This is a genomic window from Streptomyces sp. T028, from assembly GCF_048159505.1.
Classification (GTDB): Bacteria; Actinomycetota; Actinomycetes; order Streptomycetales; family Streptomycetaceae; genus Streptomyces.
In genome coordinates this window covers 1-15,824 of record NZ_JBLRVZ010000017.1, presented here as the reverse complement: position 1 = coordinate 15,824, position 15,824 = coordinate 1, and the positions used below count along the sequence as shown (strand labels likewise).

The 15,824-nt window shown below is 68.8% G+C and carries 13 protein-coding genes and 1 tRNA gene; 9 read left to right on the top strand and 5 right to left on the bottom strand.

What is annotated here, in order from left to right:
• Nucleotides 1–94: 94 nt before the first annotated feature.
• Nucleotides 95–167: transfer RNA gene (locus tag ACLZN2_RS17195), tRNA-Arg, on the bottom strand.
• 321 nt (nucleotides 168–488) lie between these two features.
• Here ACLZN2_RS17195 and ACLZN2_RS17190 point away from each other — a divergent pair.
• The 4 genes from ACLZN2_RS17190 to ACLZN2_RS17175 all read left to right on the top strand — a co-directional run bounded on the left by ACLZN2_RS17190 (nucleotide 489) and on the right by ACLZN2_RS17175 (nucleotide 6,539).
• Nucleotides 489–2,096: a dynamin family protein gene (locus tag ACLZN2_RS17190; protein ID WP_416979349.1), complete on the top strand. Its 1,608-nt coding sequence runs from the start codon at nucleotides 489–491 to the stop codon at nucleotides 2,094–2,096.
• A gap of 3 nt (nucleotides 2,097–2,099) precedes the next feature.
• On the top strand, nucleotides 2,100–3,998 hold the full coding sequence (locus tag ACLZN2_RS17185; RefSeq protein ID WP_416979348.1) for a YfjP family GTPase: 1,899 nt from the start codon (nucleotides 2,100–2,102) through the stop codon (nucleotides 3,996–3,998).
• A 344-nt stretch (nucleotides 3,999–4,342) separates the two neighbouring features.
• Nucleotides 4,343–4,825, top strand: a complete 483-nt coding sequence (locus tag ACLZN2_RS17180) for a single-stranded DNA-binding protein (RefSeq protein WP_416979347.1) — start codon at nucleotides 4,343–4,345, stop codon at nucleotides 4,823–4,825.
• Between the two features lie 301 nt (nucleotides 4,826–5,126).
• Entirely contained in the window at nucleotides 5,127–6,539 is a 1,413-nt protein-coding gene (locus tag ACLZN2_RS17175) for a TQXA domain-containing protein (protein WP_416979346.1), read from the top strand.
• A gap of 39 nt (nucleotides 6,540–6,578) precedes the next feature.
• Here ACLZN2_RS17175 and ACLZN2_RS17170 read toward each other — a convergent pair whose 3' ends face one another.
• Complete coding sequence (locus ACLZN2_RS17170; protein WP_416979345.1) at nucleotides 6,579–7,193, bottom strand: DJ-1/PfpI family protein; 615 nt, start codon at nucleotides 7,191–7,193, stop codon at nucleotides 6,579–6,581.
• A 136-nt stretch (nucleotides 7,194–7,329) separates the two neighbouring features.
• Nucleotides 7,330–8,442, bottom strand: coding sequence for an ABC transporter substrate-binding protein (locus ACLZN2_RS17165; RefSeq protein ID WP_416979344.1), 1,113 nt, complete (start codon nucleotides 8,440–8,442; stop codon nucleotides 7,330–7,332).
• A 141-nt stretch (nucleotides 8,443–8,583) separates the two neighbouring features.
• Between ACLZN2_RS17165 and ACLZN2_RS17160 the strand changes: the two genes are divergently transcribed.
• Together ACLZN2_RS17160 and ACLZN2_RS17155 are read left to right on the top strand one after the other, a co-directional pair.
• A complete protein-coding gene (locus ACLZN2_RS17160; RefSeq protein WP_416979343.1) occupies nucleotides 8,584–9,195 on the top strand; it encodes a hypothetical protein in 612 nt (203 codons plus the stop codon).
• 81 nt (nucleotides 9,196–9,276) lie between these two features.
• Nucleotides 9,277–9,831, top strand: a complete 555-nt coding sequence (locus tag ACLZN2_RS17155; protein ID WP_416979342.1) for a YciI family protein — start codon at nucleotides 9,277–9,279, stop codon at nucleotides 9,829–9,831.
• Between the two features lie 332 nt (nucleotides 9,832–10,163).
• Here the strand turns inward: ACLZN2_RS17155 and ACLZN2_RS17150 are convergent, their stop codons facing one another.
• Nucleotides 10,164–11,393: a helix-turn-helix domain-containing protein gene (locus tag ACLZN2_RS17150; protein WP_416979341.1), complete on the bottom strand. Its 1,230-nt coding sequence runs from the start codon at nucleotides 11,391–11,393 to the stop codon at nucleotides 10,164–10,166.
• Nucleotides 11,383–11,697 carry a putative quinol monooxygenase gene (locus ACLZN2_RS17145; RefSeq protein WP_416979340.1) on the bottom strand — a complete coding sequence of 105 codons (315 nt, stop codon included), beginning with the start codon at nucleotides 11,695–11,697 and terminating at the stop codon, nucleotides 11,383–11,385. Before ACLZN2_RS17145 ends, ACLZN2_RS17150 begins: the two co-directional genes overlap by 11 nt.
• A gap of 213 nt (nucleotides 11,698–11,910) precedes the next feature.
• On the opposite strand from ACLZN2_RS17145, the gene ACLZN2_RS17140 reads away from it, so the two are divergent.
• From ACLZN2_RS17140 to ACLZN2_RS17130, 3 genes are all read left to right on the top strand, one after another.
• Nucleotides 11,911–12,324 (top strand): ATP-binding protein, encoded by a 414-nt coding sequence (locus ACLZN2_RS17140; protein ID WP_416979339.1) that lies wholly within the window; start codon nucleotides 11,911–11,913, stop codon nucleotides 12,322–12,324.
• 100 nt (nucleotides 12,325–12,424) lie between these two features.
• On the top strand, nucleotides 12,425–12,835 hold the full coding sequence (locus ACLZN2_RS17135; protein ID WP_416979338.1) for a hypothetical protein: 411 nt from the start codon (nucleotides 12,425–12,427) through the stop codon (nucleotides 12,833–12,835).
• 332 nt (nucleotides 12,836–13,167) lie between these two features.
• On the top strand, nucleotides 13,168–14,625 hold the full coding sequence (locus ACLZN2_RS17130; protein WP_416979337.1) for a P-loop ATPase, Sll1717 family: 1,458 nt from the start codon (nucleotides 13,168–13,170) through the stop codon (nucleotides 14,623–14,625).
• The last annotated feature ends 1,199 nt before the right edge of the window (nucleotides 14,626–15,824 follow it).

The window sequence follows — 15,824 nt, the reverse complement described above, 5'->3', positions numbered from 1 at the left end:
TCTCGCCGAGGGGGAGTGCCCGGGGCTTCGCCATGAGGAGTGAAACGTGCTCTGAACAGCAAAAATGCCCTCCCAGAGGGAGGGCGGAGACTTGCGCCCCCGGCAGGACTCGAACCTGCGGCCAAGCGCTTAGAAGGCGCCTGCTCTATCCACTGAGCTACGGGGGCCGGGTGGGGTGGCCTCGTACGTGCTGCCCGGGTGTGGGCTGATCCGTGACGTTGCCGGGGACAAGGATAGGGCTCCCGGTTCCTTGTCCTGGTTGCTTCGCCTCCGTGGCTCAATGTGGAGGTTCGGTGAAGCGGTCCTGATAATCGCAGGCAGGTGCGAATCGTGCACCGCTTTTGGCGTCTCGCGACCCGGGTGTTGTGCACTCGTTATGCCTGGGCTGTGCCTGTGTCCCAGTCGTCCCTTCCGTCCCTTGTGTCCTATCGGCACGCAGACATGCCTATATGCTTCATAAATCCCCCGAAATTGGGCATTCTTCGCATGTGGTGACCTTGGACGTACGGCCTCAGCTGCTCGACGCACTTTCCGCCCTGCGCGACCGTGTCGCCGCCGCTCGCTTCCCGCTGCCCCTGGCGGGGGCGCCACGCGCGCGTGCCAACCGCGACGAACTGCTCGCCCAGCTCGACGACTACCTGGTGCCCCGCCTCAGACAGCCCGAAGCACCGCTCCTGGCCGTCGTGGGCGGTTCCACGGGCTCGGGCAAGTCGACTCTCGTCAACTCCCTGGTGGGGCGGCGCGTCAGCGAGGCGGGCGTGCTGCGGCCGACGACCCGGACCCCGGTGCTGGTCTGCCATCCGGAGGACCATCACTGGTTCAGCGGTATGCGCGTCCTGCCCGGCCTCACGCGCGTGTGGGTGCCCCATCAGGAGTCCGCGGACGACCTGTTGCCGCCTGGCGAGGACGGCCGGCGCGTCCTGCGCATCGAGACCGCCGAGACCCTCCCGCCCGGCCTCGCCCTCCTCGACGCCCCCGACATCGACTCCCTCATCGCCGACAACCGCGTCCTCGCCGCCGAACTGATCTGCGCCGCCGACATCTGGGTCATGGTCACCACGGCCGCCCGCTACGCCGACGCCGTGCCCTGGCATCTGCTGCGCACCGCCAAGGAGTACGACGCGACCCTCATCACCGTCCTGGACCGCGTGCCCCACCAGGTCGTCGCCGAGGTGTCCCGGCAGTACGGCGCCCTGCTCACCAAGGCCGGACTGGGCGACGTACCCCGCTTCACCGTCCCCGAGCTCCCCGAGTCCGCTTGGGGCGGCGGGCTGCTCCCGGCGACCGCCGTGGCCCCGCTGCGGACCTGGCTCGTCCACCACACCCAGGACCCCGGCGCCCGCCACCACGCCCTCGCCCGCACCGCCCACGGGGTCCTCGACTCCCTCAGGTCCCGGATGCCCGAACTCGCCGGCGCCGCCGCCGCGCAGTACGCGGCCGCCCTGCGGCTCACCACCGCCGTGGAGAAGGCGTACGACAGCGAGTACGCGCGCGTGCGGGGCCGGCTGCAGAACGGCGCCGTCCTCGCCGGGGACGCCCTCAAGCGCTGGCGGGCCTTCCCCCTGGACTGCACCGCGGGCGAACTCCTCGACGCCCTCACGGAGAGCCTGGCCACCCTCCTGCTGTGCGCCGTCACCGCCGCCGACGAACGCGTCGTCGAGGCCTGGCGCCGCGAACCGGCCTCCGCCGCACCGGCCCTGACCGACGCCGAGTCCACCCCGGAACACGCCGAACACCGTATCGGGATGGCCGTACGACGGTGGCGGCGCGAGCTGGAGGAGTACGCGGAGGACGAGGTACGCGCCCTGGAACGAGGAACCGCACCCGACCCCGAGGCGGTCGCCGCCCTCGTCGCCACCGCCCTGCTCGGCGGGCGCCGGGCCCGCACCGCGGGCGAGGGCCTCGCCGAACGGCTCGGCGCACACGGCGCGCTGCGCCTGCGCGACCGCGGCGGCCGGCTGCTCACCGAACACCTGGACCGCGTCCTGCACAGCGAACGCGAGCGCCGCCTCGCCCCCCTCGACGGACTCGACGTCCACGCCGAACCCCAGGCCGAACTCATCGCCGCGCTGTCCGTACTGCAGAAGGAGAGGTGACCGGTGACCGCCGTCACTGACGAGGACCACACGGACCACTCGGATCACTCCGGCCACTCGGATCACACTGCCGACAGGGGGTGTGGCGGCGGTGGTCGGGGCGGGGAGGGTGTGAACGACGCTCCTGCGGGCGATACCCCGGCTGCTGAGAAAGGCCGTACGGAAGGCCGTACAGACCGTACGGACCCCGTCGCCGAAGCGGTCGGCGCCTGGGACGACGGGCTCATCGCGCGCCGGGTGAACGAGGGTCCCGCCGGCGAGCAGGCCGCCCCGGTGAAGACCGTCCGCGCCGCCGGCGCCCCGGCACCCGCCCCGCCCGTCTACGACGGCCCCCTGCGCTCCCGGCTCGACGCGCTGCGCGAACTCGTGGGCCTCTCCCGCACCCGCCTCGACAACAGGACGCTCGCCGAGGCCGGCCAGGTGCTCGACGAGGCGGCGGCGCGGCGCAAGCTCTCCGGACAGCACACCGTCGTCGCCCTCGCGGGCGCCACCGGCAGCGGAAAGTCCCAGCTGTTCAACGTACTCGCCGGGGTGCCCATCTCGGAGACCGGCGTACGGCGCCCGACGACCGCCGCGCCCATCGCGTGCAGCTGGAGCGACGGCGCCGCGAGCCTCATCGACCGCCTCGGCATCCCGGGCCGGCTGCGCAGACGGCCGGCGCAGAACGCGGAGGCCGAGGCACAGCTGCGGGGACTCGTCCTGATCGACCTGCCCGACCACGACTCCGCCGCCGTACAGCACCGCCAGCAGGTCGACCGCATCCTGAAGCTCGTCGACGCGGTCGTCTGGGTGGTGGACCCCGAGAAGTACGCCGACGCGATGCTCCACGAGCGGTATCTGCGGCCCCTGGCGGGCCACGCCGAGGTGATGTTCGTCGTCCTCAACCAGGTCGACCGGCTGCCCGGCGAGGCCGCGGACCTGGTCCTCGACGATCTGCGCCGGCTGCTCGACGACGACGGCATCGCCCTCGGCGAGTACGGCGAACCGGGCGCCACCGTGCTCGCGATGTCCGCGCTCACCGGGGACGGCGTCGGCGAACTGCGCGAGCTGCTCGGCCAGTTCGTCAGGGAGCGCCGCGCGGCGGGCCGCCGGGTCTCGGCCGACGTGGACGGTACCGCGGCCCGGCTGCGGCCCGTCTACGTCACCGGGCAGCGCACCGGGCTCAGCGAGGAGGCGCGGGACGAGTTCGCCGACCGGCTCGCGGACGCGGTGGGGGCCACCGCGGCGGGCGAGGCCGCCGAACGCGCCTGGCTGCGCAACGCGGGCCGCGCGTGCGGCACACCGTGGCTGCGGCTGTGGCGATGGTGCCAGGACAGCGCGGACCCCGTCACCGGCCGGTTCCCGGCCCGCACCCAGGCCGACGAGGAGGCCACGGCCCGCCAGCGCGTCGAACAGGCGGTGCGGACGGTGTCCGAACGGGCCTCGGCCGGGCTGCCCGCGCCCTGGGCCCAGGCGGTGCGCGAGGCGGCCGTACGCGGCTCCCAGGGGCTTCCGGAGGCGCTGGACGAGCTGGCCGCACGGGCCGGACTGCCACCGGGGCGCCCGCCGCGGCCGGGGTGGTGGCCGGTGGCCGTGCTGGCGCAGGCGGCCATGACGCTTCTTCAGATCGTGGGCGGGCTGTGGCTGGTGGGGCAGATCGCCGGGGTCATGGACCCGAACCTGGGCGTGCCGGTGCTGCTGATGGTGGCCGGGATCGTCGGCGGGCCGCTCGTGGAGTGGAGCTGCCGGATGGCGGCCCGGGGCCCGGCCCGACGGTACGGGCAGGACGCGGAACGGCGCCTGCGGGACGCCGCCGCGGGCTGCGGCCGGGCCCGGGTCCTGGACCCCCTGGCGGCGGAGCTGCTGCGGTACCGGGAGGTGCGGGAGCAGTACGGGAAGGTGGTGGGGGTGGGGGTGCGCTGACCTCGAGCGTGGGGGCGGGGAGTGATGCACAGGCTGGGGGAGTGATGCACAGATGGGGCGTGTGATGCACAGGTTGCCGTGTGATGCACAGGCGGCGCGTGTGATGCACGGGCGGGGCGAGTGATTCACAAGTGGATCTTCGTGGCTCACTCGTCCGGGTGGTGGATTTGTCCACAGGCGGGTGGTCGTCCACAGGGCCCGGCGGGCTCGGACCGGCGGCGGCAGTCTGGCGGTGCGGCGATCGCGACGGACGCGGTCGGCGCGGTGACCGCAGCCGTACGGGACGGGCCCGTACGTGTGTCCGCCCGGCGGAACGGCCGGGCTACGGGAGGGGTTCGAACGACATGAACGAGACGATCGTGTGCGCGGTGGGCAACGTGGCGACGCAGCCGGTCTACCGGGAGCTGGCGGCGGGACCGTCGGTGAGGTTCCGGCTGGCGGTGACCGCCCGCTACTGGGACCGCGCGAAGAGCACCTGGACCGACGGGCACACCAACTTCTTCACGGTGTGGGCCAACCGGCAGCTGGCGGTGAACGCGCAGGCCTCGCTGAACGTCGGCGATCCGGTGATCGTGCAGGGCAGGCTCAAGGTCCGCACGGAGACCCGGGAGGGACAGCAGGCCTGGACCTCGGCCGACATCGACGCGGTGTCGATCGGCCACGACATCGCGCGCGGCACCTCCGCGTTCCGGCGCTCGGCCAGGACCGAGCCGATCGCGGTCGGCGCACCCGCGCAGCCCGAACCCGACTGGGAGACGCCCGCGCCGACGGCGGACTCCGGCGAGCGGGAAGCCCAACAGGCGCGTGAACCAGTGGCGGTGACGTGAGGTCGGGTGACGTGTTGGCGGGTGCCGTGAGGTCGGGCGGTGCCCCGAGCTGACCGGTGGGGGGCTTATCGGCGGATCCATCCGCGTTGCCCGGTGGATTTGTCGATAAGCGCCGTTCGCGGCCCGCCAGTTGGCGATCTTGGGGATAACGATTCCGAGTCGGATCGTCCATCCGATGACTGACCGGGAAACCGGGTGCGCGGGCGTCTCTAGGATGCCGATCGTGGCTCACGGGGCTTCTGATTCCGCCGGCGGGACCGTACCCCCCGGGTCAACGAGTCCTGCTCGAAGGGGAATTGCGTTGATTTCTTCGTTCTCCGCGCCGTTCGCGCGCCGGCGGGGTGCTGCCCGCCTCGCCGCGTCGGCGCTGGTCTCCGGACTCGTCGCCGCCGCGGGCATGCTCGCCTCCGCGGGCCCGGCCGCCGCCGAGGAGACCACGCAGGCCCAGGGCGGAGCCACCGCGACCATGGGCGGCCTCAAGACGTACGGCGCCGCCGTGCTCCACGACGACAGCGGGGACCAGGAGATCTCGGCGGGCCTGTTCGAGATGTCCGTCGACGGCGGCGGCACCCTGCAGACCTACTGCGTCGACCTGCACAACCCCACCCAGCGGGACGCCAAGTACCACGAGACGCCGTGGAGCGGCACCTCGCTGGGCGCGGGCGGCGACGCGGGCCGGATCCGCTGGATCCTGCAGAACTCCTACCCCCAGGTCAACGACCTGGCCTCGCTGGCGACGAAGGCCGGCATCGCCGGCGGACTCACCGAGCAGGACGCGGCGGCCGGCACCCAGGTGGCGATCTGGCGCTCCTCGGACGACGCGGACGTCGACGCCGTCGACCCGCAGGCCGAGCAGCTCGCGGACTACCTGCAGAGGGCCGCCCGTGACGTGGCCGAGCCGGAGGCGTCCCTGGCACTCGACGCGCCGGCCGTCTCCGGCCACCCCGGTGAGCTGATCGGGCCGGTGACGGTGCGGACCGACGCGAGCTCGGTGACGGTGACGCCGCCGCTGGACGCCGGCAAAACCGGGGTGCGGATCGTCGGCAAGGACGGCGAGCCGGTCACGGTCGCGCGCAGCGGCAGCGAGCTGTTCTTCGACGTCCCCGCCGACGCCGAGCCGGGCTCCGCCGAGCTGACGGTCCAGGCGTCCACGACCATCCCCGTCGGGCGCGCCTTCACCTCCGAGAGCCGCAGCCAGACGCAGATCCTCGCCGGCTCCAGCGAGTCGACCGTGTCGGCGACGGCGAGCGCGACCTGGGCGGAGCAGGGTGCCGTACCGGCCCTGTCGGCGGCGAAGAACTGTGCCAAGAGCGGCCTGGACATCACCGTGGCGAACCAGGGCGACGAGGCCTTCACCTTCGAACTGATGGGCGCCGAGTACACCATCCCGGCGGGCACGTCCCGGACGGTGACGATCCCGCTGCAGGAGGACCAGCCCTACGACTTCACGATCACCGGCCTCCAGGGCGCCCAGACCCGCTTCACCGGCCTCCTGGACTGCCGGACCCAGACCGCGGAGACCTCCGACCTGACCACCCAGACCCTCAGCGACCCGAGCCCGGCCACCGTCGGCGGCACCACCGCCACCGACGACACGAACCTCGCCGAGACGGGCGGCTCCAGCGCCACCCCGATCATCGCGGGCACGGCCATCGGCCTGGTGGTGATCGGCGGGGCGGCGCTGCTGCTGGTGGGCCGCAAGGAGAACGGCTGAGGCACCGAGGAGGCCGCCCCCGCACCTGACGGCCGGACGTCAGCGCGACGCGGCGGCCCGCGTACCGACGCGGACGGCACGCAGGGCGCGCTCGACGGTCTCCTGGTTCTCCCCGACGGGGGCGACATAGTCGAGGACGCCACGAGCGGCGTCCTCCCCGACCGTCCTGCTGATCACCCACGTGGCGAGGTACTGCGAGGCCAGACACCCGCCCGCCGTGGCGATGTTCCCCTCGGCGTGGAAGGGAACGTCCAGCACGGTGACCCCGCAGGCCTCGACGAACGGCCGGCTCTTGCTGTCCGTACAGGCCGGCATCCCGTCCAGCAGCCCGAGCCGGGCGAGCACCAGAGCACCGGAGCACTGAGCACCGACCAACTGCCGGGAGGGATCGACCGGCAGCCGAGAAAGCATCCGGTCGTCGGCGACCACCTCCCGCGCCTTCACCCCGCTGCCGATCAGCACGACATCCGCGTCCGCCACGAACTCCAACGGCCGCTGCCCCCTCACCTCGACCCCGTTCATGGAGGTGACCACCGGCGTCGGCGTGGTGATGAACGCCTCCAGCCCATCGCTCCGACACCGATTGACCAGCGCGGAGGCGACAAAGCTGTCCAACTCGTTGAACCCGTCAAAGGTGACCACGGCAACCTGCACGGCATCTCCTCACACCAGGTACGGAACGGCACACGCAGTCTCCCAGCCCGCCCCGCCCGGGTCGCGGGCCAATCCACGACCGGTGGCTCATCGACCCGCGCGTGCCGCACGCCCTCAGCCGGGCCGCCGGGTTCTCTCAGCCGGTGTGGAGGATCCGGAAGCGATCCGGCTCCGCCGGATCTCGGTCGACGACCTGGACCGGCGTCCAGACCCATTGCCAGACGCCGATACCCGGCGGGCGGGAGAAGCGGATCGGTCCGCGGGTGCCCTCGACCGCGACGCGCGGCCAGGACTCGGCTGTGCGCGCCCGGTCCGTGCCGTGGGAACGGAGCACATCGGCGAGGACGGCGACCGTGTCGTAACCCTCGAAGGCGACGAAGGAGGGCGCTTCTGCCAGCCGCTCACGGAGGGCCGCCTCGACGCGTGCGCCAAGTGGGCCGAGGCGCTCCGGCAGATAACGCAGGAACGGGATCGCGGCACCGTCGTCGCCCAGCAGCGTCGCCCATTCGGAGAACTCCGGCTGCCCGGCAGGAGCACCGATCAGGATCTCGGCGAGGCGCTGGTCGCGCCGGACGGACCGGACGATCGACACCGCCGGCTCCGGGTGGCCGACCAGAAGAAGGAGGGCCGTCGCGCGATGCTCGACGAGCAGGTCGCACACCGCCGCGGAGGCGAGCGCGTCCATGTCGAGTTCGACGACGGTGCCGCCGCACGGAGCGAGGCGGTCCCGCAGAATGCGGACCCCGGACGCCCAGTAGACACTCGACGCGGCCGCCACGGCGATGCGACGGTGGCCCGCGCCGAGGACGAAGTCCGCGTAGATCCGCCAGCCGTGGGACTGCGCGGGGGCGAGGCGTGCGACCCATTCCGTCGGCTGTTCGGTGAGCGCGTCGAGAACCGCCGACGAGCAGAGGAACGGCAGGCCGAGGGCGTCGGCCCTGGCGGCAACGGCGCGAGCGACGACGCTGTGATATTCCCCTGCCAGGGCGGCCACACCGAGTCGAGCCAGTTCATCCACGGCCGCCGCGGCCCTCTGCGGATCAGCCGCGGTGTCCCGGACCACCAGTTCGAGCGGCCTTCCGGCGATCCCGCCGCCGTCATTGACCTCGCGAATGGCGAGCTCGAGCCCGGCGAGCAGGTGCCGACCCGCCTCGGTCCAGCCGGGCCGGGTCAGCGGAACGAGAGCGCCGATCCGGACCGCTGACGAGTCGGTCCGCTCCGCTCCGGATGGCGACGGCGGCGTGTGCATGGGGTGGCGTCTCCCGAGTGGCGGTTCGGATGCGACTGGATCGCAGAGCGATCGTCGGTGGCGCCGAGAGTAGCCGAGCCGTGAACGGCCGTCGTGGGCTCTCGGTGCAACTGTCGGCGCGGGCGGACCGTCGTACCCGCCATGACCGAAGGATCCGCACAGCACCGCACGAGGTTGTCGCCCGCCGTCTCCACGGCAGCGGGCACCGGGAGTCCGGCGCTCGCCGCCGTGGCGAGCTGGAGCAGCCTCCTGCTGGTCGTGCAGGGGCGGGTGGTCCCCGGCTGGGGCGTGAGCGCGGCTCTCCTGGCCATGGCGCTCGTACTCCGAGGGACCCTCACCCGGGTGGGCCGCCCGGAGGCTGCTCCGGGGCTCGCGCGGAAACGAGCCGGATGGGCACAGCCGGTCGGCCGTCTGCTGATCGGCACGGCAGTGCTCGGCATCACGGCGGGAGCGCTGGGCGACGTGATCTCGGACGCGAAGTACCACGTGCTGACCCCTGCGGGGCCAGGGGGCTGCACGGCCGTGGTGCGGGAGACGTCCTTCCTCATGGCCAGCGGCGGCGAGGCCTACGCGGTGGGGCGCACCGGCCTGGCCCTGGGCACGGCGGGATCCTGGACGGTCGACGACGGCGACCGGCCCGTCGACGCGGGCAGGTACGAACTGGCCTGGGGGCGCGACAGCGGCCTTCTCCGGATCAACGGCACCGTCACCGATCCGGTCCTCGGCGGGGGATCGGCCGACATCGACTGCTGACCGGTCACCGCACCGCGCGTCGAGATCGGTCCCGCCGATAACCGCTGTACCGGGGATCCCGAGGCCGGAAGACTGCCGGGCATGGAGTTCTTCTGCTACCACCGGGACCGGCCCCGCTCGCTGGCGCTGCGCCAAGAGCTGGTCGAGCAGCACTGGTCATACATGGATCGGTATGCGTCGGAGATGATCGCCCGCGGGCCGACGCTTTCCGCCACCGACGGGGTGCCCACCGGCAGTGTGCATGTCGTCGACCTGGCCACCCCGGCAGCCGCCCGCGCGTTCGCCTTCGATGAGCCGGGCTACCAGGCCGGTGTGTACCGGGACGTACTGCTGCGGCGGTGGCACAACATGCTGGGGCGCACGATGTGGGAATTCCCCGGCGGGCGAACCGGTGGCAACCGATTCCTGGTGCTCGGTCTGGGCCGCCCGGATGAGGCCGCCGACGTCACCCTCCCGCCCGACCAGGACGAGCTGATCGCCTACGGGCCTCTGCTGTCCGACGACGGAAGCACCTGGCTGGGTACGGCGGCACTGGTACGGGCACCGGACCCGGAGACGGCACGCGCCGTCCTGGCCCCGGACCGGTACGCGGACATCGAGGTCCACAGCTGGCAGTTCGGCGGCCGGCCGTCCTGAGCCGCCCGCGCTGTCGATCAACGACTGCGGCGACTGGGCACCGGAGTACCGACCGCGGCGGACCACCCCCGGCCGTCAAGAAGACCACCTACTTCCAGTAACGTCGTCCAGTCCGACATCAGGCCGGGGTCCCGATGGGGGCAGGGGCCGCGGGAAGGCGGCCGGGCTGCGCCGCCCGCGCGACCGCAACCGCGCGGGAGGCGTTGCCGTGCCGCTGCTGGCCGTTGCACACCCGCTCCCGAGGCCGGGCAGCGAGACCGGGGCGCCCAGCGGCAGCCCCTCGGGAACGCCGTCTTCCGAACGGACCCCTACTCCAAGTGCTGTCCAGTGCTTTACATGCCAGTCCGTACTTCGTGTACGCCCAACTCTCCTGCCAGGGCTCGCAGTTCCTCAGAGGGGGGCTGGCTCATGGTCAGTAGGTCCGTCACGAGTTGCTTCACGACCGGCAGGGCCCGCACCATCTCGGGCGACAGTTCGCGTGCCCGCAGCAGCGCCGAAACCGCGTCAGCAAGCTGGCGACGCTGGGCATAGGCCCTGGCGACATCAATCTGAAAACGCGTCTGCCGTTCCGCCGACAGACCCGACGCAGCAACACCCTGCGCGGCCCTCAGGGCAACGCCGGCATCTCCCAGGTCGACCGCGACGGCCACCTCGTGCAAGCTCACGTTGGTCGGCCCGAACTCGGTGTTGTAGTCATTGCGCCCGTCGCCGACCTGATCCGCCATCGCGCGAGCATCGCGGAGATACCCGTACGCCTCATCCGCCAGGTTCAACCGGGCCGCGGCGACCGATCGTTGCAGCGTCAGCGCACCACGCAGTGCCACCGCCTCGACCTGTCCGGAATCAGCCAGGGGCCGCAAAGCGTCAGCCGCGCTCCCGGACACCTGGGCTGCCTGCTCGAAGTGACGCGCGCCGAGGAAGACGAGAGACAGACGGAACTCACCGGCCGCCATCAACAGCGGATCGTTCGCCCGCTCCGCAGCGACCACGGCACGATCAACGGCGATCCAGACCGCTTCGGGCTCACCCATGTTCGCCAGCGCGCCACTGCACGTGTGATACATGACGGCCACAAGGCGAAACAGCTCGGGACGCTCCGCTTCCGGAACCGACCGGGTGGCCGACTCCAGCCGGGGAACGAGCCCTTCGAGCAGCTCGGCCAGGTCGGCGTAGTTGCCCTGGTGCGTCAGTGACCAAGCGCGGTCGACGTCGGCGCGCAGGGCAGACACATCCGGGGATGCGGTCTGGTGGCCGAGGACCGCCTTCAGCGAATGGGCGGCACTCAGCACCAGCCGGAGCCGACTCGCACCGGGCGGCTCGCCTTCTGTCACCGACGCCACGATGGGCGCCTCCGCCGCCAACTCGGCAATAGGTAGCTCAAGAACGTCGGCGACCTTCTCCAGCACGGTCATCCGGTCAATACGACGTACGCCCCGCTCCACCTGGGACACCCATGCTTCCGAGCGTCCCAGCAGGCCGGCGAACTCTTTTTGCGACAGCCCCCGGCGCTTGCGGTTGAAGGCGATCTTGCGGCCGAGCGCCTTCTGATACTCACTGCTCAACGTCCACCCCCTTGCCGGACACGAAGTCCAATCGGTCGACCTCCGTACCGGAGAGGTACTGGTCCCGCTCGGAGAGGAAGGCCCGCACGTAGTCCTTCGACTCGTGCACCTCGAAGGCCTCTTCGTCCCGGTAGAGCTCGTAGAACACGCGCTGCAAAGGACGGCCGTCAACACGGTGCACGGTGTAGATCACCGTTCCGGGCTCATGCGCGCGGATCTGCTCCCCGGTGCGCGCAACCAGATCATCGAAGGCAGCCGCCGCCACCTCGTCCTTGCAGGTGAAACGCACCATCAGTCCGAACATGCGCGGTCCTCTTTCCATGGCTTCCAGGTCGGCACCAGACCACACGGCGAACGCTATGCGCCACTCCGCCCGCACGAAAAGTACGAACCCGCACTCCCAGTACGCGCACATTCGGTACGGTGCTAGTACTAATTGTACGGCTCTGCATGGTCCGTGTCAGCCGGTCGGTACAGCTGACGCAGAAAGCAGCAGGTCACCGCCATGGAGGACCCAATGCCCACCCATCGACGCACCTTCCCCGGAGATCCCCAAGAACTCAGCACCGCGCGCAGCTGGACCCGTGCCACGCTGAACGGCCACCCGCACTCCGAAGACGCCGCACTGATCGTGAGCGAACTCGGCACCAACGCACTCACGCACACCGCCAGTGGCGAGGCGGCCGGCTCCTTCCACGTCACCCTCACCGTCTCGGAGCTGACCGTCACGATCGCGGTGACCGACTCCGGACACACAAAGACCGTCCCCGAAGTCCAGCACCCGCCCCTCAACGCCACCCACGGCCGCGGGCTCGGCATGGTCGCCGCACTCGCCGAGAGCGTCACGGTCCAAGGCGACGACTCCGGCCGCACCGTCACCGCCGAGCTCCGCGTCCAGGCAAGCCTTCAGGAGTCAGCACCGTGCTCTTGACCCCCGAGCTACACACCCACCAGGCCCACAGCAACGTTGGCGGATCCACCGTCACCCCGGCGTTCGTCACAAACACCCAGGCGGGAGGCCCCCGGTGCCGATGACAAAACCCCGACGCGGCTTCTGGTGCGAATGCTGGACACAGAACCTGGACGGGCAGTCGGCGCCGGCACTCTTCGGGGCCTACGACGCCTACTCCGCAGTCGAGGCCAACAACTGGGTGGCGACAATCCTCCGCACCATCTCACCCGCACTCGACACCGCCGCCTCCCAAGAAGCCTGGAACCGGCTCTACGACCAACGGATCGACACAAGACGAGCCCTCCTGCGCCGCGAGCACTTCACCGTGTCCATCACCCACGCCAACACGCGCATCACCTGGACAGTCCGACCGGCAACCTTCCTGCCACTCGCACACCGCCACGGCGCAGAACTCCCCACGTGCGCATACGACTTCAAGCCTCACCCGGGACCGGACACGCCCCAGGAGCCCGTGTCGGAGCCCGACTGAGTAACAACCTTCTTCACGGGTTCAAGGCGGCTCGCTCCGCTCACCGCGCGCGGCCCGGCCCCCGGCCGGGCCTGCGCTCCTGCCTCCGTCCCGCTCCAGCCCGGCCGGCGCCCATGCCGCGCTCTGAGCGATCTGCCACCGTGAGAAGAGTGCCTCGCGGCCGGGAGCTTCATCGCTGGCCCCAGCCTGGGCAGGCCACTGGCCAACTCCCTCTGCGCCTCACGCCGTCCTGGCAGCACGCCCTGCTGCTGCCATTGTTCGGCAGTTACCGAGACGGAGCCTCTAGAGTTGTAGGTAGCAGCACACAGGACTCTGTCACTTCGGGGGTGCTAATGGACATCGACATCACAAGACTCTATTTCGGCAAGGCAGCGGCTGAAAGCGAAGTCCCCACAAATCCCGATAGATTTTGGAGGACATACCTTGATCGCTGGAACCTCTCCGAGCTTGTGCTGGAGCACGAAAAGTTCCTCATCCTGGGGCCAAAAGGGTCAGGCAAGAGTGCCGCCGCCTACTATGTCGAACTCGATTGGAAGAGGCGCTTCGGAAACGAATCGGTCTTCTTCAGCCTTGTTGACTTCGATGAACTAAACCGAACCCAGAGTCCACTACCGTCAATCGACAAGAAACTTGTATCTGACGAGGTATCAACTCTAACGGATGCTGCTTGGAAGCTATTCTTGGGAGTCCGGCTTCTTGACTCCCTGATTGGCGATAATGCTTGCAGTCTCAGCCAGGATCCAAAGGTTCTGCAGTTTGTTTCTGAGCTCCGTAAGGCGGGTCTTGCTTCAGATGATTACCCTCAGGTCCTTCGCCGCGTAAGGGAAAGGAAGGGGGGCGTCAAGATCCCTTACGCCTCCTACGACGTGACCGCGAGGGACTCTGACATTGTAAGTCCTGGCCAACTGGGAGATGCGATCATCAACATGATCGCTAGCGCCAAGACCCCGAATCGTCACCTCCTGGCAATCGACGGACTCGATAAAGCCATCGGGGACAACGACGCCTACTGGAGAACTCTGGCAGCACTAATTCGAGTAGGGGACAAAGTTACTCGGAAATTTCTCACGGCAGGGAACCGGAACGTCTACCTAATGATCATGTGCAGGAGTGATGTTTTTCGGCGGGTCGATTTTGCCGATGCCCCCAAGATTGCGGCTGACAGTGGAATTCACATGGACTGGGGTGCCGAGCTTCAAGACTTCCGGGAAGTTCTGCTCTGGGACTATCTAGCACGAAAGGCTGAAATTGATCGGGATCAGCTTCTGACTCTGCTCCCCGATTATGTTTATGTGGGTGCCGATAGACCGATCAGTGCGCCAAAATACATTCTCGATTTTACGCGGTACACACCTCGTGACATGACGGAGCTTTTCCGGTCGATCCAGTCCCGCGCTAAGGTATATCGACCTTTGACCGGCGAACAACTTCGGGCGGCAGCAGACAGTTTCGCCAACAATCATCTTCTACATGAAATCAAGTCTGAATCCGTAGGGCTCCTTCCAGGGGAAGCGACCAAGCGTCTCGAACAGGTTCTGTCTTGCCTGCCATCGCGCATCTTCGACAAGAGTGATTTGACTCAAGCACTCTCTGAAGCCGACCTCTCCGACAAAATCCCGCTGAGTGAATTCGGAGAGTATCTTTTCCTGCAGGGAGCTATCGGGAATTATCGAGCAGACAGAGGTTATGTCCAGTTCTACCATCGCCGCAATACGGCAGCATTTGACCGTCGTGGCCCATGGGTGCTTCACACGGGCCTCACGTATGCCCTGAATCTCCCCTTCTCGTAAGCAAGCGGGAGGCGGAGCTTGAGGTCATTTACTGAGATCAGTAAATGACCTCTACTGTTCAGCGGCTAGGGCCGTCTGGTTACGGCTCCAGACGTAAATAGTTGGACGATGCTTGCGGCAATATGTACGCCCGCGCGAGCAGCCTCAAGCGTCTCCGGCACCGTAGTAGTCCTTGCGCCGTGCCGAGAGGTCTGCCCTTCCCAAAGGGCCCTCATCATGGCCTCAATAGGTGAAATTGGATCCCTACCTGCCGGCGTAGATAGTGTTGTATCGAACTTCAACGGCAGGTTGCGGATAACGCCAAGCATGGTACCGAGGGTTGCCTTTGCATTTCTCGGCTCGATCGTGTCGTGTGCGGCTGCCTCAGCCGCCTTAATGGCCTCACTGTATGCCCGCCCAGGGGCAGGCTGGCGGCCGTATGCAGCCCTCCACGCCGTGGCCAGATGGTCAGCAGCGGAGCCAGAATTTTGCGCTTGAGTTGCCGTGCTGATGGCCTGCTTCACTGCATCCCGCACCGTTGGGTCGATGGTCTCTTCGAGCCCGTTCCGTTGATCATTGACCCGATACGCCGAACCGCCATCAGTGAGGATTTTAGCTAGTTGGTCACCCGGATCGCCGTACCAGCCATTCTCGGCTCGCACAGCTAGAACGGCGTCCACCACATCGAGCAGCATAGCCCCTTGGACGGAGGTCACTTCGCGTAGCGGAGTGCTGTTGGAAGACACCGGAATGCGCAACCTTAGGCACACCACCCTAGACAGATCGTTGTCACCCGTGTTGGCGTTTCCTCGGACCCAATGTTGAAGAGGCTCAACAAGATGATCCGGAACACCGTCGTACGGAGCGTCGTCGTCGACATCCCGAGTCAGGCCGACCCGGATTGAGAAGCGCGTTCGCGGAGTCGAAGTCATAGCCCTCGAGCTTACCTTCCCTCTCGTGTACCAGATGCGTGCTAAGAAAGCGCAGAGACAAGAGAACATTGACGGCAGGTCAGTGCCCCCTCAGACGCCATCGTTTCTGCGACGCAACCCAACACGGCGACACCTCTGAGCCCCCTAACTTCTGAGAGCCCACCTTGTCTCGTCACCGGCCGACCGACCGGCGACGATCGCGTCCCGTGGAGTGGTGTAACTGGGCAGCGTCCCGGAACGCGCGGGTGTCTGCCCGGGGCGTGCATCCGCTGGTGGTGCATGCTCCCT

Excerpts from the sequence above, each read along its gene's own strand:
- ACLZN2_RS17180 (WP_416979347.1), top strand. The coding sequence starts at position 4,343 with ATGAACGAGACGATCGTGTGCGCGGTGGGCAACGTGGCGACGCAGCCG.
- ACLZN2_RS17165 (WP_416979344.1), bottom strand. The coding sequence starts at position 8,442 with ATGCACACGCCGCCGTCGCCATCCGGAGCGGAGCGGACCGACTCGTCA.
- ACLZN2_RS17160 (WP_416979343.1), top strand. The coding sequence starts at position 8,584 with ATGACCGAAGGATCCGCACAGCACCGCACGAGGTTGTCGCCCGCCGTC.
- ACLZN2_RS17155 (WP_416979342.1), top strand. The coding sequence starts at position 9,277 with ATGGAGTTCTTCTGCTACCACCGGGACCGGCCCCGCTCGCTGGCGCTG.
- ACLZN2_RS17145 (WP_416979340.1), bottom strand. The coding sequence starts at position 11,697 with ATGTTCGGACTGATGGTGCGTTTCACCTGCAAGGACGAGGTGGCGGCG.
- ACLZN2_RS17140 (WP_416979339.1), top strand. The coding sequence starts at position 11,911 with ATGCCCACCCATCGACGCACCTTCCCCGGAGATCCCCAAGAACTCAGC.
- ACLZN2_RS17135 (WP_416979338.1), top strand. The coding sequence starts at position 12,425 with ATGACAAAACCCCGACGCGGCTTCTGGTGCGAATGCTGGACACAGAAC.
- ACLZN2_RS17130 (WP_416979337.1), top strand. The coding sequence starts at position 13,168 with ATGGACATCGACATCACAAGACTCTATTTCGGCAAGGCAGCGGCTGAA.